General features: G+C 64.4%; 15 protein-coding genes. 8 read left to right on the forward strand and 7 right to left on the reverse strand.

The window, feature by feature from the left end; translation table 11 throughout:
- Nucleotides 1-18 precede the first annotated feature (18 nt).
- Complete coding sequence (locus tag SKZ59_RS02765) at nt 19-2,031, reverse strand: PAS domain S-box protein (RefSeq protein WP_072455110.1); 2,013 nt, start codon at nt 2,029-2,031, stop codon at nt 19-21.
- A 135-nt stretch (nt 2,032-2,166) separates the two neighbouring features.
- Here SKZ59_RS02765 and SKZ59_RS02770 point away from each other — a divergent pair, with 135 nt between their 5' ends.
- From SKZ59_RS02770 to SKZ59_RS02795, 6 genes are all read left to right on the forward strand, one after another.
- Nucleotides 2,167-3,159 (forward strand): TRAP transporter substrate-binding protein, encoded by a 993-nt coding sequence (locus tag SKZ59_RS02770; RefSeq protein WP_413774532.1) that lies wholly within the window; start codon nt 2,167-2,169, stop codon nt 3,157-3,159.
- 116 nt (nt 3,160-3,275) lie between these two features.
- Nucleotides 3,276-3,848: a TRAP transporter small permease gene (locus tag SKZ59_RS02775; RefSeq protein ID WP_034746865.1), complete on the forward strand. Its 573-nt coding sequence runs from the start codon at nt 3,276-3,278 to the stop codon at nt 3,846-3,848.
- On the forward strand, nt 3,845-5,125 hold the full coding sequence (locus SKZ59_RS02780) for a TRAP transporter large permease (RefSeq protein WP_034746868.1): 1,281 nt from the start codon (nt 3,845-3,847) through the stop codon (nt 5,123-5,125). Before SKZ59_RS02775 ends, SKZ59_RS02780 begins: the two co-directional genes overlap by 4 nt.
- Nucleotides 5,126-5,550: 425 nt before the next feature.
- Nucleotides 5,551-6,063: a methylated-DNA--[protein]-cysteine S-methyltransferase gene (locus SKZ59_RS02785; RefSeq protein WP_319990759.1), complete on the forward strand. Its 513-nt coding sequence runs from the start codon at nt 5,551-5,553 to the stop codon at nt 6,061-6,063.
- The gene (gene xerD, locus SKZ59_RS02790) at nt 6,060-6,977 is read left to right on the forward strand and encodes a site-specific tyrosine recombinase XerD (RefSeq protein WP_225242529.1); all 918 of its coding nucleotides are present in this window, start codon (nt 6,060-6,062) and stop codon (nt 6,975-6,977) included. The genes SKZ59_RS02785 and xerD overlap by 4 nt, the downstream gene beginning before the upstream one ends.
- Before the next feature lie 80 nt (nt 6,978-7,057).
- Nucleotides 7,058-7,255: a hypothetical protein gene (locus SKZ59_RS02795; RefSeq protein WP_034746874.1), complete on the forward strand. Its 198-nt coding sequence runs from the start codon at nt 7,058-7,060 to the stop codon at nt 7,253-7,255.
- 69 nt (nt 7,256-7,324) lie between these two features.
- Here the strand turns inward: SKZ59_RS02795 and SKZ59_RS02800 are convergent, their stop codons facing one another.
- The 3 genes from SKZ59_RS02800 to SKZ59_RS02810 are packed head-to-tail and all read right to left on the reverse strand — an operon-like array spanning nt 7,325 to nt 12,810.
- On the reverse strand, nt 7,325-8,602 hold the full coding sequence (locus SKZ59_RS02800) for a TolC family protein (RefSeq protein WP_319990760.1): 1,278 nt from the start codon (nt 8,600-8,602) through the stop codon (nt 7,325-7,327).
- The gene (locus tag SKZ59_RS02805; protein WP_319990761.1) at nt 8,589-11,693 is read right to left on the reverse strand and encodes a CusA/CzcA family heavy metal efflux RND transporter; all 3,105 of its coding nucleotides are present in this window, start codon (nt 11,691-11,693) and stop codon (nt 8,589-8,591) included. Before SKZ59_RS02805 ends, SKZ59_RS02800 begins: the two co-directional genes overlap by 14 nt.
- Entirely contained in the window at nt 11,686-12,810 is a 1,125-nt protein-coding gene (locus SKZ59_RS02810; RefSeq protein WP_319990762.1) for an efflux RND transporter periplasmic adaptor subunit, read from the reverse strand. Before SKZ59_RS02810 ends, SKZ59_RS02805 begins: the two co-directional genes overlap by 8 nt.
- A 234-nt stretch (nt 12,811-13,044) precedes the next feature.
- On the opposite strand from SKZ59_RS02810, the gene SKZ59_RS02815 reads away from it, so the two are divergent.
- On the forward strand, nt 13,045-13,725 hold the full coding sequence (locus SKZ59_RS02815) for a response regulator transcription factor (RefSeq protein WP_035821962.1): 681 nt from the start codon (nt 13,045-13,047) through the stop codon (nt 13,723-13,725).
- The gene (locus SKZ59_RS02820; protein WP_319990763.1) at nt 13,718-15,115 is read left to right on the forward strand and encodes a sensor histidine kinase; all 1,398 of its coding nucleotides are present in this window, start codon (nt 13,718-13,720) and stop codon (nt 15,113-15,115) included. Before SKZ59_RS02815 ends, SKZ59_RS02820 begins: the two co-directional genes overlap by 8 nt.
- Here the strand turns inward: SKZ59_RS02820 and SKZ59_RS02825 are convergent.
- From SKZ59_RS02825 to SKZ59_RS02835, 3 genes are all read right to left on the reverse strand, one after another.
- Nucleotides 15,107-15,415: a hypothetical protein gene (locus SKZ59_RS02825; RefSeq protein WP_319990764.1), complete on the reverse strand. Its 309-nt coding sequence runs from the start codon at nt 15,413-15,415 to the stop codon at nt 15,107-15,109. The genes SKZ59_RS02820 and SKZ59_RS02825 overlap by 9 nt on opposite strands.
- A complete protein-coding gene (locus tag SKZ59_RS02830; protein WP_034779974.1) occupies nt 15,415-16,137 on the reverse strand; it encodes an MgtC/SapB family protein in 723 nt (240 codons plus the stop codon). The genes SKZ59_RS02825 and SKZ59_RS02830 overlap by 1 nt, the downstream gene beginning before the upstream one ends.
- Before the next feature lie 357 nt (nt 16,138-16,494).
- Complete coding sequence (locus SKZ59_RS02835; RefSeq protein ID WP_319990765.1) at nt 16,495-19,611, reverse strand: efflux RND transporter permease subunit; 3,117 nt, start codon at nt 19,609-19,611, stop codon at nt 16,495-16,497.
- Nucleotide 19,612: the final 1 nt, after the last annotated feature.

Genomic DNA, 19,612 nt, shown 5'->3' on the forward strand with positions numbered 1-19,612 from the left:
TGCGTTATTAGTTATTCGTTAGTGCGGCGCGCTTGGCGCGGCCGGCACGCTGAAGGTAAAGATCGTTCCGCCAGCGGGGTTGGCGCCGAAGGTCAGCGCGCCGCCGTGAAATTCGATGGCGGTGCGGCAGATATTCAGGCCCATGCCCATGCCTTCGGACTTGGTCGAGAAAAACGGCGAAAACAGCCGTTCGGCCACGTCCTGGGGAATGCCATGGCCATGGTCGATCACGTCCACCGTCACCATGCCCTGCTGCGCGTCGTGGCTGGCCCGCAGGCGCATGATACGCCGTCCCGGCGCCGCATCCTGCATGGCCTCGATGGCGTTGCGCGTCAGGTTCAGCAGCACTTGTTCGATCATCACGGGATCGGCGCGCAGCAGCGGCAGGTCCGGCGGCAGCTCTTCCTGGATGGTGACATAGTATTTGCGCGCCTGCAGGTCGATCAGCGCGCGGATGCCGTCGATCAGGGTGCGGATGGCGATATCCTGGCGCTGCGGCTCGCTCTTGCGCACGAAATCGTGCACGCTGCGGATGATCTGGCCGGCCCGCTGCGCCTGCGCGCTGGCCTGTTCCAGTGCCGGCTTCAATGTACCCGGATCGACGGGGGCGTCATGGTCGATGGCGCGGCGGATCAAATTCAAGGCGCCCGTCGTGTAGCTGGAAATGGCCGCCAGCGGCTGGTTCAATTCGTGCGCCAGCATCGACGCCAGCTCGCCCATGGTGGCCAGGCGCGAACTCGTTTGCAGCTTTTCCTGCTGCTGGCGATTGAGTTCCTCGACCCGCTTGCGGTCCGAGATATCGAGCACGGACCCCATCCAGCCCGTCTGCTGGCCGTTCTTGTCCACCAAGGGCGCCTCGAAGATCAGCACGGGCACGCGCGTGCCGTCCGGGCGCTGGAAATAGGTTTCGAACTGCGGCGTGGGATTGCCGGCCAGGGCCTTGACGAAGCGCTGCTGGTATTCCTCCAGCGCTTCGGGCACCCAGTAGGGCATGGGCGGCAGGCGTCCGAGGATTTCCTCGGGCGGATAGCCGACGATCTGGCAAAACGCGGGATTCACATACGTGACCCTGCCTTCCAGGTCGCGCGCGCGCATGCCCGTCACCAGCGAGTTTTCCATCGCCGTGCGAAACAGCATCTGCTGGCGCAGCGCGCCTTCGGCCACCAGGCGGCGCGAAATATGCCGCCACAGGGCAAGCAAGCTCCACAGCAAACCCAGCGACAGGGCGATGACGGAGCCGACCAGCAGATTGGGCAGCAGCTTGGGCTGGCTTTTCACGCTGTCGGTAAACAGGGTGATGCTGGCGCCGGGCACGTCGAGCGCGCGCTTGTGCGTGTACACGCCGTGACCGGGGCCGGCGGCGGCGCGCCGCGCCAGCACCTTGTCGTCGCGGTCGATCAGCGAAATCTGGTTATCCTGCGCAAACCACCACGGCACCATTTCATCGAGCAGGCTGCTGATCTGGTAGGTGGCCACCAGGCTGCCCACATAGCGCTGGCCATCGAACAGGGGCTGGTGGTAATCCATCAGCATGGCGCCCGGCGGCGCGTCGGGAAAGCCCGTCTGCTGCGAAGGTTGGGCATACTGGCCCCGGTGCAAACGGCGCGCATTGTCGGCAGCCGTCAGCGAGGCCGGCGAAAACGACAGCGCGTGCGGCAGGCTGTTGTCGCTGGTGGCCAGCACCTTGCCGCTGGTGTCGAGCCACAGCACGCGCTGCAATTCGCGGCCATTGCGCAACATCTGCTGCAGCCGTTCGTGCACTTTTTCCGCGCCCAGCGAGCCGCTGGCGATGTCCACGCCAAGATTGAACAGGCTTTCCTCGTTGCGCGCCAGCTGGAAGCGGATGGTCTGCTCCACCCACAGCGTGTCGGCGATCAGCTGCTCCTGGCGTTCGTTGCTCTCCATCTGGCGCGCCTGCCAGGGCAGCCAGAACAGGATGGACAGGAACAGCAGCAGCAGGATGACGGGCAGCAGCCAGCGCATCGGGCTCGATAGCTTGAAGCGGCGCGCAAGGGTGGGGGGAGTCGGCATGGCTGGCAGGGTAGCGGCTTATCGGGAACCGGCTATTGTGGTTAACCACAATAGCCGAAGCAGTTTCTTTGGCACAATATTCAAGTAGACAAATAATAAAGTTTTTCAAAAACCACTCAGGAGACAAAAATGCAGATGAAAACCATGTTCGTCGCGCTGTGCGCGGCCATCGGCGCCACCGTCGGCGTCCACGCTTACGCGCAAGCCCCCATCGTCATCAAGTTCAGCCACGTCGTGGCCACCGACACGCCGAAAGGCCAGGCCGCCGAGCGCTTCAAGCAGCTGGCCGAAAAAGCCACGAACGGCAAGGTCAAGATCGAACTGTACCCGAACAGCCAGCTGTACAAGGACAAGGAAGAACTCGAAGCGTTGCAGCTGGGCGCCGTGCAGATGCTGGCGCCGTCGCTGGCCAAGTTCGGCCCGCTGGGCGTGAAGGAATTCGAAGCATTCGACCTGCCCTATATCTTCCCCACCAAGACGGCGCTGTACAACGTCACCGAAGGCGAAATCGGCAAGAGCCTGCTGAAAAAACTGGAACCCAAGGGTATCACGGGCCTGGCCTACTGGGACAACGGCTTCAAGGTGATGTCGGCCAACAAGCCGCTGCACATGCCGGCCGACTTCAAGGGCCTGAAAATGCGCATCCAGTCGTCGAAGGTACTCGACGCGCAAATGCGCGCGCTGGGCGCCAATCCGCAAGTGCTGGCCTTCTCGGAAGTGTATCAGGCGCTGCAGACGGGGGTGGTCGACGGCACGGAAAATCCGCCATCGAATATGTACACGCAAAAGATGCATGAAGTGCAAAAGCACGTGACCGTGTCGAACCACGGCTACCTGGGCTATGCCGTCATCGTCAACAAGAAATTCTGGGATGGCTTGCCGCCCGATATACGCGGCCAGCTGGAAAAAGCCATGCGCGAGGCGACCACGTTTGAAAAAGCCATCGCCCAGCGCGACAACGACCAGGCCCTCGACGCCATCAAGAAAGCGGGCAAGACGCAGATCTATACGCTGACGGTGCAGGAACAGGCCGAGTGGCGCAAGGCGCTGGCGCCCGTGCAAAAGGCCATGGAAGCGCGCATCGGCAAGGATCTGATCTCGGCCATCAACAAGGAAAGCGCGAAGTAAGCGCGCTGGCCGCGCCACCCGGCGCGGCTGTCAGGGATATTCCTGTCTTTCTGCAGCAACGGCACCTGCGCGTCCTGCGCGGGTGCCGGCGTACCCGCATTCTTTGAAAGTCCACCATGAAATTTCTGGATCACCTGGAAGAGTGGCTGATCGCGACCCTGATGGGCGCGGCCACCTTCATCATCTTCGTTGCGGTCGTGCACCGCTACCTGGCGGGCCTGCCGATACCGGGCCTGCAAGACTTCCTGATTCAAATCAATACCAGCTGGGCCCAGGAACTGTGTATCTACATGTTCGTCTGGATGGCCAAGTTCGGCGCCGCATATGGCGTGCGCACGGGCATCCACGTGGGCGTCGATGTGCTGATCAACCGCATGAACCCGCGCTGGCGCGACCGCTTCATCGTCTTCGGCCTCGGTGCCGGCGCCCTGTTTACGGGCATCGTGGGGACCCTGGGTGCCAGCTTCGTGTGGTCGATCGGCCACACGGACCAGACGTCGGCCGACATGGAAATCCCCATGTGGCTGGTGTACCTGGCCGTGCCGCTCGGTTCCTACCTGATGTGCTTCCGCTTCCTGCAAGTGATGGTGCATTTCATCAAGACGGGCGCCTTGCCGAAACACGACCACTCGCACGTCGAGGGCCTGGAAGACGAACTGACGGCTGAAGAAAAAGGAGCCAAGGCATGAACGCGCTGATCATTTTTGTGTTGCTGCTGGCGCTGATGCTGACCGGCATGCCGATTTCCATTTCGCTGGGCCTGACGGTACTGACGTTCCTGTTTACCATGACCAGCGTGCCCATCGAATCGGTGGCCCTGAAGATTTTCACGGGCATCGAGAAATTCGAGATCATGGCCATCCCGTTCTTCATTTTGGCCGGTAACTTCCTCACGCATGGCGGGGTGGCGCGGCGCATGATCAACTTCGCCAGCTCCATGGTCGGCCACTGGCATGGCGGCCTGGCGCTGGCCGGCGTGATGGCGTGCGCGCTGTTTGCGGCCGTGTCCGGTTCCAGCCCCGCCACCGTGGTGGCGATCGGCTCCATCATCCTGCCGGCCATGGTCAAGCAGGGCTATCCGCGCGGTTTCGGCGCCGGCGTCATCACCACCTCGGGCGCGCTGGGCATTTTGATTCCACCGTCGATCGTGATGGTGATGTATTCCGTCAGCACGAATACCTCGGTGGGCAAGCTGTTCATGGCCGGCGTGATTCCCGGCATGATGCTGGCCATGCTGCTGGGCCTGACGACGTGGTTTTTGGCGCGCAAGCACAACTATCCGCGCATGAAAAAGGCCAGCTGGGGCGAGCGCTTCGTCACGTTCAAGAAGAGCGCCTGGGGCCTGCTGCTGATCGTCATCGTCATGGGCGGCATCTATTCGGGCGCCTTCACGCCGACGGAAGCGGCCGCCATGGCTGCCGTGTACGCCTTCATCATCGCCGTCTTCGTCTACAAGGACTTGAAGATCAAGCAAGTGGGCAAGGTCTTGCTCGATTCGGCCGCCATGTCGGCGATGCTGTTGTACATCATCACAAATGCCGTGCTGTTCTCGTTCCTGATGACCAGTGAAAACATCCCGCAAGCGATGGCCGAATGGATCACGGGCAAGGGCCTGGGCGTGATCAGCTTCCTGCTGGTGGTCAACGTGCTGCTGTTGTTGGCTGGTAACGTCATGGAACCGTCGTCCATCGTGCTGATCATGGCGCCGATTCTGTTCCCTGTCGCCATGAAGCTGGGCATCGATCCCGTGCATTTCGGCATCCTGATCGTGGTCAACATGGAAGTGGGCATGTGCCATCCGCCCGTGGGCTTGAACCTCTATGTGGCGTCAGGCATCACGAAGATGGGCATTTCGGAGCTGACCGTGGCCGTGATGCCATGGCTGCTGACGATGCTGGCCTTCCTGGGCCTGATCACCTACGTACCACAAATCTCGCTGTGGCTGCCAAATTTAATTTACAACTAAAACAGTTGTCCCCGTCATGGTGCAAAAAAAGTCGATCCGGCCGAATAAATGCGCTATGATGGGCAGCCTTAAGGGGAAACACGTATATGCATATGCGCCCCGGTAGCAAGGCTGAAATACAGAATTGGCAACAAGGTTAGTGGGGGAGTGGTCTATAAAAACGGTATTGATACCGGGGATATATTGAGGAGACACACGTTTCACAGAAGTTGTTGAGTCATAGCTGTCTGCGGCCACAAGCCGGCACCGGCGGACCCAAACGACCGGGAACGTGAAGCAATATTTGAAGCGCACCGACTGGTGCGCTTTTTTTTCGTGCGCAGGAAACGTCCGCCGGCACGCCCAAAGTCGGTGCATAATTCCCGTGGCGCCGTTTCCCGCGCCGGCAGGTTGCATATATGCCACACTTGAATAATGATCAGCAGATGAAAAAACAACAGGGTAGTGAACTGTTCAGCGCCATCGTGGCCGCGCCATTCGGCGCCATGGGCGTGCGCGCGCAGGATGGCCAAGTATGCGAACTGGTCTATCTGCCGCCGCACTTTGACGAGAAAGACGCGCAGGATGCCGTCTCCGAGCGGGCCTGCCAGCAACTGGCGCGCTATTTCCGCGATCCCGATTACGTCTTCGACCTGCCGCTGGCCGCTTCGGGCAGCGCCTATCAGCAACGGGTGTGGGCGGCGATCAGCGGCATTGCGCGCGGCCAGGTGCGCACGTATGGCGACGTGGCGCGCCTGATCGGCTCGGCGCCGCGCGCCGTGGGCCAGGCTTGCGGCGCCAACTGGTTTCCCGTGGTGATCCCTTGCCACCGGGTCACGGCCGCTGGCGGCCTGGGCGGCTTTGCCCATCACGACGATGCGACGGGTTTCCACCTGGGCGTCAAGCGCTGGCTGCTGGCGCATGAAGGCGTGGCGGGCATGGGGTGGTCAACACGATGATGAACAGCCTGCTGGCGCCCGACAACGCTACCCTGATCGATGAATTCTGCGACAGCCTGTGGCTGGAAGACGGCCTGTCGAAAAACTCGCTCGACGCCTACCGGCGCGACATGCGGCTGTTTGCGCGCTGGCTGGAAGTGGCGCGGCCCGGGCGCGAAGGCCTGTACGAAGTCTCCACGGCCGACATCGAAGCGTATTTCGCTGCCCGCCACGACGAGAGCAAGGCGACGTCGTCGAACCGGCGCCTGTCCGTGCTCAAGCGGTTTTACCAGCTGGCCCTGCGGCACAAGCATATCGCCGCGGACCCGTGCCTGAAGATGGTCTCGGCCAAGCAGCCCGCGCGCTTCGTGCATACTCTGAGCGAAGCGCAGGTGGAAGCGCTGCTGGCGGCGCCCGACGTGAGCACGCCGCTGGGCCTGCGCGAACGCACCATGCTCGAACTCATGTATGCGAGCGGCTTGCGCGTGTCGGAACTGGTGGACTTGAAATCCGTGGAACTGAGCCTCAACGATGGCGTGCTGCGTATCACGGGCAAGGGCAGCAAGACGCGGCTGGTGCCGTTCGGTGAACAGGCGCGGCTGTGGATCGAGCGCTACCTGAAGGAGGCGCGCGGCATCATCCTCGACGGGCAAATGGACGACGCGCTGTTCGTCACGCGGCGCGGGGGCGCCATGACGCGGCAAATGTTCTGGGTCATCATCAAGAAACATGCGCTGAGCGCCGGCATCACGGCGCCGCTGTCGCCGCACACCTTGCGTCACGCGTTCGCCACGCATTTGCTCAACCATGGGGCGGACTTGCGTGTTGTGCAATTGTTACTGGGACACTCCGATATTTCCACCACGCAGATTTACACGCATGTGGCCCGCGAACGGCTGAAACTGCTGCATGCGCAGCATCATCCGCGCGGCTAAACATTTGGTGTTTGCTCCAACTACGTCATAATGTGCCTTATATGCTTATCTGTAACATCTAAAAACTAAAGAGGTAGTAAATGGCCAAGACAAATTTCCAATACGAAAAACGGCAAAAAGAGCTGGAAAAGAAGAAGAAAGCCGAGGAAAAAGCCAGGCGCAAGCTGGAAGCGAAGAACAATCCGAAGCCGGCCGACGGTGAAGAGGGTGCCGAGGGTGAAGAGCCCGAAGCGGACGATGCGGACGACGCTACCGACGCGCCTGCCCAGCCCCAGTAATTCCCCATGCTTGACGACCGGTGCGGCACCATCGCCGCGCCGGTAACTCCTCGTTCTACTTTCTCCCCGCTACAAGCTCGGCCGCTGGCCGATCGCCAGTTGCAGCTGCGTGCTGGCGATGGCCGCATCGGCGCGCGCCTGCACATAGCCCTGGTAGGCTTCATCGGCCGAACGCTGCGCCGCCAGCCATTCCAGCAGCGACGCATTGCCTTTGACGTAAGACAGGCGCATGCCATCGACCACCTTTTGCGCATCGACCAGCACGCCGTCGCGGTAGCGCGCCAGCCTGTCCTGCGCCGAACGCAATTGCCGCTGCGCCGTGCGCACCTGCGTTTCCACCGTCAGTTCGGCCTGGCGCAAAGCCAGCATCGCCTGCGTGACACTTGCTTCCGCCTGCACGATGTCGCCCGTGTCGCGCCGCGACAGGGGGATGGGAATGGCCAGCGAGATGGACAGGGCGCGCGAGCGGGCCGCGCCTTCGACGGGATTGCCGCTGCCATCGATGCCGTCATGGTAGCCGCGCGCGGCGGCAAGGCCCACGGTGACGGTCGGATCGACGGCGCGGTTGGCGCGCACGAGGGCCGCGCCGTCGCGCAGATTGTCGACGGTGGCGCGGGCGATGCGCACGTCGCTGCGGGCCTCGAGCGCCTGCGGCACCAGCACCTTTGCATCCTTGTCGGCATGCGCGGCGAAGTCGCAGGCCAGCTGCGCGTCCGGAAACAGCGCATCGAACTGGCGGCCCAAGGGCGGCGACAAATTCAGCATGGCGCTGTCCGCCTCGCTGCGCGCCTGCGCCAGCTCGGCCTGGAACTGGTCGCGTTCCACGCGCGACTGCAGCAGCTCGATGCCGCCCACGTCGCCCGCCTTGCGCCGCACGGCGTTCGCCTCGACCACTTTCGACAAGGCCGCCATGGTCTGCTCCTTGCGCGCTGCGACGTCGCGCGTGCGGCACGCTTCCGTGAACGCGGTGGCGGCCGTGTGATACAGCTCGCTCTTGAAGCCGGCCACCGTTTCCTCGGCCAGCGCGACACTGCTGTGCGCCGCTTTTAACCGCGCGGCGCGCTTGCCGCCCGTCTCGATGGCCATGCTGATGGCCGGGTTCCACGTGACGGGACGGTGTTCGGCGCTGCGCACGGTTTCGCGCGTGGCACCCAGAGTGAACTCGGGATCGGGACGCAGGCCGGCGATGCCGATGCCGGCCTTGGCCGAGACGATGCCTTCCTGCTGCGCCCGCAGTTCCAGGCTGTGGTTTTCCACGGCGGACAGGTAAGTGTCAAAGCTCAAGGGCGTGGCAAAGGCGCCGGGCGCGATCAGCCAGGCCGCCACCAGTACATTAAAACGTGTCATGGGTCTCTCCTTCGGTATGCGTCTGGCGTTTTTGCAGGTGCGCCTCGATCAGGTAATACAGGGCCGGCAACAGCAGCAGGGTGAGGGCGGTGGCCGTCACCAGGCCGCCCACGACGACGGTGGCCAGCGGGCGCTGCACATCGCTGCCCAGGCCCGTCGCCAGCATGGCCGGCGTCAGGCCCAGGGCGGCCACGGTGGCCGTCATCAGCACGGGGCGCATGCGGTCGCGCGCGCCTTCGAGCACGGCGTCGCGCAAGCTCTTGCCCTCCTCACTGCGCAAGCGGTTGATCTGCGCCAGCATCAGCACGGCATTCAGGACGGCCACGCCGAACAGGGCGATGAAGCCGACGGCGCTCGATACATTCAAGGTCATGCCGCGCAAATGCAGCGCGGCCAGGCCGCCCAGCATGGCCAGCGGCACGGCCAGCAAGACCAGCGCGGGCTGGCGCAGGTTGCGGAACTGGCCAAACAGCAGCAGGAACATGGCGCCCAGGGTCATCGGCAGGATCAGCGTCAAACGGCTTTGCGCGCGCTGCAGGTTTTCGAACTGCCCGCCCCATTCCACGCTGATGCGCTGGTGCTCGCCTGCCACGGCTTGCGCCACCAGCGGGCGCGCCTCGGCCAGGAAGCCGGCCAGGTCGCGCCCGCGGGCGTTGAGGCGCACGATGATGTGGCGCCGCCCCATTTCGCGCACGATCACGCTCTCGCCCGAGGTGGTGCTGATGGTGGCCACCTGCGCCAGCGGGATCTTCGCGCCGTTGGCGGCCGTGAGCTTCAGGCTGGCGATGGCGTCCGGGCTGGAACGCGTGGCGGGCGGGAAGCGCACGGCGATGTCATAGCTTTTCTCTCCCACGTAGACCTGGCCGATGGGCGCGCCGCCGATGCCGGTGGCAATCAGGTCGGCCACGTCGGCCGCGTTGATGCCGTAGCGCGCCGCCTTGGCGCGGTCCAGCTCCACCTTCAGGTTGGGCAAGGGCGGCTCGACGTCCACGGCCACGTCAGAGGCGCCGTGGACGGTTTTGAGGACATTGGCCACCTTGCCGGCGATGGCGCGCACTTCATCGAGATCGTTACCGAACATTTTCACCGTCAGATCGCTGTGCGCGCCCGACAATTTATCCTGCACGCCATCGATCATCGGCTGCATGAAGGCCACGGTGATGCCCGGCATGCGGGCGAAGCGTGCATTCATTTTCGCGATCAGCTGCTGCTTGCTCATGCCGGACTTCCAGCTTTTGTACGGATGCAGCCCCACGCTCGCCTCGATGTGCGACGGCGTCCAGTAATCGGTGCCGTCGTCGTTGCGCCCCGTCTGTGTGACGATGGTCGACACTTCGGGGAATTCCAGCGCGGCGCGCCGCAGTTCGCTGGCCATCTCGGACGCCTTGTCCAGGGTAATCCCGGGTGGCATCTGTACCTGCAGCCACAAGGAACCCTCATCGAGGTACGGTAAAAAGTCGCGCCCGATGCTGCCGCCCAGGATGGCAAGCACTGCGAGCGATCCTGCGCACACCATCGCCACCCAGCGCTTGCTGCCCACCATGCGTTCGAGGAAGCGGCCATACGCGCCCGCCAGCGTGTCCAGCGCGCGGTTGTGGAAGGTGCGGCGCGGCTTGCGCAAGGCCAGCCAGGCCAGGCCCGGGATCAGCACCAGCGCCACCACGAGCGCGCCCACGAGCGCGGCGCCGACCGCATACGCCATCGGCGAAAACAGCTTGTACTCGATGCGCTGGAAAGCGAACAGGGGCAGATAGGCGGCGATGATGACGGCCATGCCGAACATGATGGGGCGCGCCACTTGCAGGGTCGCGTCGATGGCGTCCTGCAGGGTCAGGGGCCGCTCCTGATCCCGTTCGCGGCGGCGCAGCATGTTTTCCAGCACCACTACGGAACCGTCGACGAGGATGCCGAAGTCGATCGCCCCTAAGGACAGCAAATTGGCGGGAATCTTAAAATGGTGCATGAAGATAAAGGCGATCAGCAGGGCCAGCGGGATCGTCAGCGCGACGATGGCGGCCGCGCGCGGGCTGCCCAGGTACAGCAGCAGCACGAGGGCGACGAGCAGCATGCCTTCGCCCAAGGTAAATCCCACAGTGTGCAGGGTGGCGTCGATCAGCGAGCTGCGGTCCAGGTAGGGCACGATCTTGACGTCCTTCGGCAGCACGTTGGCGTTCAAGTCGTCCACGGCCGCATGGATGCCGGCCAGCGCTTCGGATGGATTGAAATCCTTGAGCAGCAGGGTGATGCCTTCGATGGTGTCGGGGTTGTCGTCCTTGCCGAGGATGCCGCGCCGCTCCACGTTGCCGTAAGCGAGCTTGCCCAGGTCCTTCACCAGCACGGGCACGCCATCCTTGCTGCTGACGACGACGTTGCCCATATCGTCTAGCGTATGCAGCAAGCCCACGCCGCGCACCACGTACGATTGCTGGCCGCGGTCGATCACGCTGCCGCCGCCGCTGATGTTGTTGGCGTTGATGGCGTCCTTGACCTGCGCCAGCGAGAAGCCGTAGCTGTCGAGTTTTGCGGGATCGAGTTCCAGCATGAACTGCGTTGTCAGGCCGCCGAAATTGCTGACGTCCGCCACGCCGCGCACCTGCTGCAGGCGCGGGATCACGGTCCAGAACTGCAGCTCGGACAGTTCGCGCAGCGAGCGTGTTGTCGACTCCAGCGTATAGCGGTAGATCTCGCCCGTGGGCGAGGTATAGGGATCGAGCCCCGGCTTGGCATCGTAGGGCAGGTTCACGCTGGCCAGGCGCTCCTGCAGCCGCTCGCGCGTGAAGTAGCCGTCGCTGCCATCTTCGAACACCACGGTGATCAAGGACAGCGCGAACAGGCTGCGCGTGCGCAGCACGTGCATGCCCGGTGTGCCCAGCAGCGCGCGTTCGAGGGGAATTGTGATCTGCTGCTCGATTTCCTCGGCGCCCAGCCCCGGCACCTGCGTGACGATTTGCGAGGTGACGTCGGCGATATCTGGATACGCTTCGATGGGCAGCTGCTTCCAGCAATAGACGCCGTAGGCGGCGACGAACAGCAGCACGAGCCAGACGATGCCGCGCCGCTGGCAGCAGGTGGCGATGAAACGGTCAATCATTGAGCAGCACTCCTTCCTTGACGACGATGCGTTCCCCGGCCTTCAGGCCCGAGACGATTTCCACTTGCTCGCCATGGCTGGCGCCCACCTGCACCGTGCGCGGTTCGAAGCGCAGCGGGCTGCGCTCGACCATCACGCGCGTTGATGGTCCGCTTTGCAGCACGGCGGCGGCCGGCACGAGGAGGGCGCGGCGGGAAGCGCCGGCAAATCCCGCGTGGGCGAACATGCCCGGCTTGAAGGCGCCGGCGCGGTTGTCGATGGCCACGCGCACCTTCACCGTGCGCGTCTCGGGATCGAGCACGGCGCCGACATAGGCGACCTTGCCCTCGAAAGCCTTGCCTTGCCAGGCATCGACGGTGATGCTGGCCGTTTGTCCCACGGCCACCTGCGCCAGGTCCCGCTCGGCCACATTGGCCGACAGCCACACGGTGGACAGGTCTGCCACCGTCATGACGGGGGCGTTGATATCGTTCCAGTAGCCGCCCTGGGCGCCTTCCATGGCGATCACGGTGCCGGCGATCGGTGAACGCAGCACATAGTCGCGGCGGGTGCCGCGCGCGCCGGCGCCGTACTGGGCCAGCTTGTCGGCGCTGGCCCGGGCGTCGCTGCCGGCCTGGTCGTAGGCTGCCTGGGCCGCTTCGTACTCCTTGCGCGCGGCGATTTCCGCCTCGAACAGGGTCTTCTGGCGCTCGAGTTCCTGGCGCGCCTGCAGCAGGATGGACTTGGCCTTGCTGTCGTCCGCGTAGGCGGTGCTCAGTTCCGCCGAGTCGAGCGTGAATAGCGGGTCGCCCGCCTTCACGCTGTCGCCCAGTGAACGCTGCAAGCGCGTGATGCGCCCGGCCAGCGGCGACGTGATTTTCACCAGTTTTTCCGGCATCGCTTCGATGCTGCCCGGCGCCTGCGTCTGCGTGGCGATGTCCTGTTCCTGCACGGCGGCGATCTGCAGGCGCTGGCGCAGCGGCGACATCTTGTCGACGGCGATGCTGCCGTCGTCCAGGTGTATCGATTGGGCGGGCGGCGTGGCTGCCGCTGTCGGCTTGGCGCAGCCGGCCAGGGCCGAACAGGCGAGAGCGAGGGCGCAGCTGGCGCCCAGGGCGTTGCGGGTGGTCGTGTTCATCCCGTGTTTCCTTGTTATTGATGGTGATGGGGCATGCGTGGATGCCGTGCCCAGGCGGGCAAGAGAGGGGCGCAGGTGGCGCAGGCAGCGTCACTACAGCGCCGGGAAAGCATAGCAATGTGCTCCTGAAGAAGCGCCCAAGAACGCCTGAATCATTCTTCAGGTTCCGTGTGCGCACGCTGCGGCGCGGTAAAATGCCAGCATGGAAAACAAGGTGCGACGCGAAAGGCAGGCATGAGAATCCTCCTGGTGGAAGACGACCGCAAGGCGGCGCGTCTGCTGGCCCGCGGCTTGCAGGAAGAAGGTTTTGTCGTCGATGTGGCGCACAGCGCGGAAGAGGGCGAGGATGAAAGCTACGCCGTCGACTACGATGCGATCGTGCTGGACTGGATGTTGCCGGGCAAGCAGGGCATCGATTTTTGCCGCGACTTGCGCGCGCGCGGCATCCAGACGCCCGTGCTGATGCTCACGGCGCGCGACGCCACGGCCGACCGGGTGGCGGGCCTGAACACGGGCGCCGACGATTACCTGACCAAGCCGTTCGAATTCGAGGAGCTGCTGGCGCGCATCCGCGCCTTGCTGCGCCGCTCCGACATCAGCCGCCCGCTGGTGCTGGCGCTGGCCGATTTGACACTTGATCCCGTCAGCCACCAGGCGACGCGGGCCGGCGCGCCTCTGGTGCTCACTCCCAAGGAATACGCGATTCTATTGATCCTGCTGCGCCAGGCGGGCGAGGTGGTCAGCCGCGCGCGCCTGGCCGAGCAGATATGGCAGGCGGACCTGATCGGCATCGATAACCTGATCGACGTCCACGTGCGCAACCTGCGGGGAAAAGTCGATGCGCCGGGTTTGCCGCCTTTGATCCACACGGTGCGCGGGCGCGGTTTCCGTCTGGCGGAAAACAACGGTGGCTAGCTTTCGCAAACGATTGCTGCTGGTGCACCTGGCCGTGATCCTCGCCATCGTCGCCTGCACGGCGCTGGCCGGTTACTGGGGCCTGTCGCGCGCCGTGCACGGCCAGCTCGATGCAGCCCTGCTGGCGCTGGGCGAAACGGAAATGGCCATGCTGCCGGCCGCGCCGCGCCAGCCCGTGCAGGTGCACGAGGTGGCGCCGGGACTGGCGCCGCCGTCGTTGACACGGCTCGATCGCCTGGTGCAGATCATCGATGGCGAAGGCCGCGTGCTGGCGCGCAGCCGCAACCTGGAGGCGGCGCAGCTGCCGGCGACGTCCGCCCTGCTCACGCGCCTGGCGGCCGGCGAGACCGTCTTCGAGACCCTGCCCAAGTTCGGCGAAGAGCCGCTGCGCATGGTGTCGATCCCCGTGCCCTCGTCCGGCGCGGGCCTGGCTGTGCAGGTGGCTGGCTCGCTCGACGACACCAACCACGTGCTGGCCGCGGCCACCGTGCTGTTTGGCGCCATGGCGCTGGCCTTGCTGGCGGCCGTGGGGCTGGCTGGCGAAATGCTCACGCGCCGCGTGCTGGGCGCCATCGATGACGTGGTGGACCAGGCGCATTCGATCGGCGAAGCCAGCCTGCACCAGCGCCTGCCCCATCCCGGCACGCAGGACGAGATCGGCCGCCTGGTCGACACCCTGAACGCGATGCTGGACCGCCTGGAGGACGGCTACGATGCGCAGCGCCGTTTCACGGCCGACGCCTCGCACGAATTGCGTTCACCCCTGTCGCGCCTGCGCACGGAAATCGAAATCACCCTGCGCCGCCCGCGCGAAGCGCCCGAGTATGTCGATGCGCTGGCGTCCTGCCTCGATGAGGTGCAACGCCTGACGACCCTCGTGGAAGAGTTGTTGATGCTCACGCGCCTGGACGTGGGCCAGGAACGCAATGCCGTGGAAACCATCGCGCTCAATCCCCTCGTGCGGGCGGCCGCGCAGCGCCTGGAAAAGGCGGCGGCGCAGCGCGGCATCCGCATCGTCTTCGATGACAGTGTGGCCGTGCAGGCGCGGGTGGCGGCCGGTCCCGTGGACTTGGTGCTGGCCAACCTGCTCGATAACGCCGTGAAGTTTTCGCCGCCCGACAGCGTCATCGCCGTGCACGTGGCGCGCGATGGCGCGCATGCAGTCGTCGGCGTGGCGGACGCGGGACCGGGCATCGGCGTGGAAGACTTGCCGCATCTGTTCGAGCGTTTTTACCGTGGCGCCCAGGCGCGCGCGGGCGAGGCGCCCGGTTTCGGCCTGGGCCTGGCCCTGTCGCAAGCCATCGTGCACGCGTACGGCGGCAGCATCGAGGCGCAGAACCGCCCGCAAGGCGGCGCGCTGTTCCTCATGCGCCTGCCGGCGTCAGATTGAGGACGCGACACCTTCCCAGCGCACTTGCCGCACTTGCGGCCAGGCGCCGGCGCGGTTGACGAAGCGCACCAGCACGGCGCGCTGCACGGCCTGGCACAGCACCGTGGCGATCAGCTGCACCACCTGCCTGGCTTCGTCCCAGCTGCGCAGCATTTGCGACGGCGCCAGGCCCGCGCCTTTCAGTTCGGCCAGCAGCAGGCGCACGACATGGTCGGCTTGCGCCGCGGGGCAGGTGACGGTCAGGCGGTAGGTGGCGACAGCCGGCCCACGTTTGGCAAACCAAAGGAAGAACTTTTTCATCACACACCTCGCTCAGCGACAAATTCCGCGTTGTTCACGAGCGCCCAGCGCACGGCCGAGACGCTGCCTTCCAGGCTCACCTGGCTGACGATCTGCTCCAGCAATCCCAGGCTGGACAAGGGCGTGAGCAAGTCGGCCCGCACTTCGATGCGTCCCGCGTGCGCGGCATCCTCGCTGTGCAAGGATTGCAGCATCAGGGCCGGCATGCCGCTGATCAAGCGCAGCATCAGCTTGCGCACCTGGACTTCCTGCTCCGCCTCGCATACGGCCGTCACGCGGTAGATGCTTTCCGTCTCGATGCCCGCTTCGCTGCCGTGCGCGTTGATGCGCTGCGCCAGGTGGCGCAGCACGAGGTTGGCGATCAGCACGAAGCCCGTGCCGATCGCCGCTTCCAGCGCAAACCCCAGGCCGCACAGGATGCCGATGGCGGCCGAGCACCACAGGGTGGCGGCCGTGTTCAATCCCCGCACCGTCATGCCTTCGCGCATGATGACGCCGGCGCCCAGAAAGCCGATGCCCGACACCACCTGCGCGGCGATGCGCATGTGGCCAGAGGCATCGCCTTCGAGCACGGAAACCATCACGAACAGCGAGGCGCCGACGGACACCAGCGCGTTCGTGCGCAGGCCCGCCATGCGCTGGCGCAGCTGGCGTTCGGCGCCGATCATGGCGCCCAGGGTCAATGCTGCGGCAACGCGCAGCGCAAAGTCAAATACCACCATTATTTCTCCCGGCTGGGGAGGAACAGGCGAGTGCAAAGGCGAAGACTATCCGCCCGGATTGGGGCAGCAGACGACAACGGTGGAACGAAGAGGGGGAAGTGGCGGCGAGAGAATACTGCCGCTGGTAAAACCGCACCTTGCCTTAGGCAAGGCGGGCGGAATGCGCGCGTCTTGCCTAAGGCCGATCGCCGATGGTCAATCGACTACTGTCACTGGAACAAGCACCCACGAGTCACTCCATATCATTGATAACGGGGACAGTCTAGCCAGTGGGGCCGCTTTGGTCAACTGAAGCTCTCTTCAGGAAGCCGCCGCGTCGTCCCCGCCAATGCGGGGACGGTGAAGGCGACCGGTGGATCAGTGGGCGTGTGCCTTGGCGTCGTCGGCATCGGCGTGGGCATGCTCGCCGCCGCCAAAGAAGCGCGCGGCGCGCTTGCCCAGGCTATCGAGGTAGGTGTAGGCGACGGGCACCACCACCAGGGTCAGCAAGGTCGAGGTGATCACGCCGCCGATGACGGCGCGGCCCATCGGCGCCTGCGATTCGCCGCCGTCACCCATGCCGATGGCCATCGGCAGCATGCCGAAGACCATCGCCAGGGTCGTCATCAGGATGGGGCGCAGCCGCACTTGCCCCGCTTCCATCAGCGCCTCGAACTGCCCCAGGCCTTCGCGCTGGCGCTGGTTGGTGAAGTCGACCAGCAGAATCGCATTCTTGGTGACGAGGCCCATGAGCATGATGAAGCCGATCACGGAGAAGATGTTCAAGGTGCTGCCCGTAATGAGCAATGCAGCCAGCACGCCGATCAAGGAGAGCGGCAGGGACACCATGATGGCGATCGGCTGCAGGAAGCTGCCGAACTGCGAGGCCAGCACCAGGTAGATGAAGATCACGGCAATCCCCAGCGCCATCATCGCGCCGCCCATGGTTTCGGCCATCTGCTGCGCATTGCCGGCCACGTCGAAGCGCACACCGGGCGGCAGGTCGATCGATTGCATCGCCTTTTGCACGTCGGCGTCGACGTCGCCGGCGGGACGGCCCTGCGTGCCCGCATAGATGGCGACGCGGCGCTGCAAGGCCTGGCGTTTGAGCACTTGCGGGCTCGATGACGGCACGAAGTCGACCACCTGGCGCAGCGGAATCATGACGGGCTTGCCGTTCGCGTCAAGCTTGCTGGACGCCAGCGACAGGTCGGCCAGGTCGGCCACCTTTTGCCGGCCCGACTTGGGCAGCTGCACGTTGACGTCGTAGTTCTGCCCGTCGGACGCCAGCCAGTGGCTGACCGTGTCGCCGGCGACAAACGGGCGCAGGGCATTGCCGATCTGCTGCACCGACAATCCCAGGTCGCTGGCCAGTTCGTTATTGATCTTCACGGTGGTCGACGGATTGGCGCCTTCCTGGCTGTATTCCATGTCGGCCAGGCCCTTGATGTTGCGCATCTTGTCCATCAAGGTGTGCGCCACCGCATCGAGCTTGCCTTCGTCCGTGCCGAGGATGGCGATGAAGATGGGACGCTGGCCGACGGACAGGGTGATGCCGGCAATCGGCGCCAGGCGCTCGCGGATCAGTTTTTCCAGTTCCTGCTGCGAGCGGCGCTTGTGCGTCTTGATGTCCGTCAGCTTCAGGTTCACCTCGGCCGCATTGCGTCCATCGGGCGTGCCGATATTGGCCACCAGGCTGTCGATCTCGGGGAATTCCTTCAGGGCCGTTTCGATCTGGCGCACTTTGCTATCCGTATATTCGAGGCTGGAGCCGACGGGCGTCTTGAAGCGCAGGTTGACCCAGCCCTGGTCCGTCTCGGGGAACATCTCGCCGCCGATCATGGGCACGAGCATCAGGCTGCCCGTGAACAGGGCCACGGCCGTGGCCAGTGTCGTCTTGCGCCAGCGCAGGGCCAGGGCCAGCACCTTGCCATACCAGACGTGCAGACGGTCGATGCCCGTCTCGATCCAGGCCATGAAGCGGCCCAGCCACGGCACGTATTTGAAGCGGTCCTTGACGGGGTCGCGCCAGACGGACGACAGCATGGGGTCGAGCGTGAAGCTGACGAACAGCGACACGAGCACGGCGACGGCCACGGTGATGCCGAACTGCAGGAAGAAGCGGCCGATGATGCCGTCCATGAAGGCGACGGGCACGAATACGGCGACGATGGCGAATGTGGTGGCCATCACGGCCAGGCCGATTTCATTGGTGCCGTCGTTGGCCGCCTTGTAGTGGTTCTTGCCCATGCCCAGGTGGCGCACGATGTTTTCGCGCACGACGATGGCGTCATCGATCAACAGGCCGATGCACAGGGACAGCGCCATCAGGGTCAAAAAGTTCAGGGTAAAACCAAACGCTTTCATGGCGATGAAGCTGGCCAGCACGGAGATCGGCAGGGTCAAGCCCGTGATGATGGTCGAGCGCCACGAATGCAGGAACAGGAAGACGATCACCATGGTCAGCACGGCGCCTTCGATGATGGTGCGCTTGACGTTATTGAGCTGGCTTTGCACGCGTTCCGATTCGTCGTCGAGCACCCGCAGAGTGATATCGGGCGGCAGGGTCTTTTGCAGGTCGGCCGCCACTTTCAGGATGCCGGTGCCCACTTCCACCACGTTGGCATCCTGCACCTTGGTGATTTCCATCGTCACGGCCTGCTGGCCGTTCATGCGCGAGATCGACAGTTCTTCCTGTTCGCCATCGACGACGGTGGCTACCTGGTCCAGGTAGACGGGGCCGACGGCGCGGCGCGCGACGATGATCTTGCCGAATTCGCGCGCATCCTTGATCTTGCCTTCCACGCGCACCAATTGCTCGGCCGCGCCATGGCTGATGGAGCCGGCCGGCAAATTGGTATTCGTGGCCTGGATGGCGCGGATCACTTCATCGACGCCGATGCCCTGGGCATTGAGCTCGATCGGCTTCATGCTGATGAGGATCTGGCGCGCGCGCAAGCCGCGCAGCTTGACTTGCCCCACGCCGGCCACGCCCTGGAAGCGCTTGCTGATGATCTGCTCCGTCATGGTCGACAGCGCGCGCAGGTCATGTCCGGTGGAGGTCAGCACGATGGTGGCGATGGGGCGCTCGTTGTCGCCTTCGGCGCGGGCGATGAACGGGTCCTTGGCTTCTTTCGGGAAGCGCGGGCGCACCAGGGCCACCTTGTCGCGCAAATCCTGCATGGCCTTGTCCATATTCGTCGACAGCTCGAATTCCAGGTAGACGCCGGCGCGTCCTTCCCACGAGTTGGCACGGATGGTCTTGATGCCGCTGACGGTGTTCACGGCGTCCTCGATGGGGCGCGTGATGTCGTTTTCCACGGCTTCGGGCGAGGCGCCCGGGTAGTTCACTTCAATGGCGGCGAACGGGAACTGCACGCTGGGCATGCTCTCCACGCCCAGGCCACGGTAGGAGAAGATGCCCAGTACTACCAGCGCCACCATGACCATGGTGGCGAAGACGGGATTTTGAATACTGACTTTGGTCATCCACATG

Origin of the sequence: Janthinobacterium sp. GMG2 (assembly GCF_033949445.1) — a bacterium.
Classification (GTDB): Bacteria; Pseudomonadota; Gammaproteobacteria; order Burkholderiales; family Burkholderiaceae_D; genus Janthinobacterium; species Janthinobacterium aestuarii.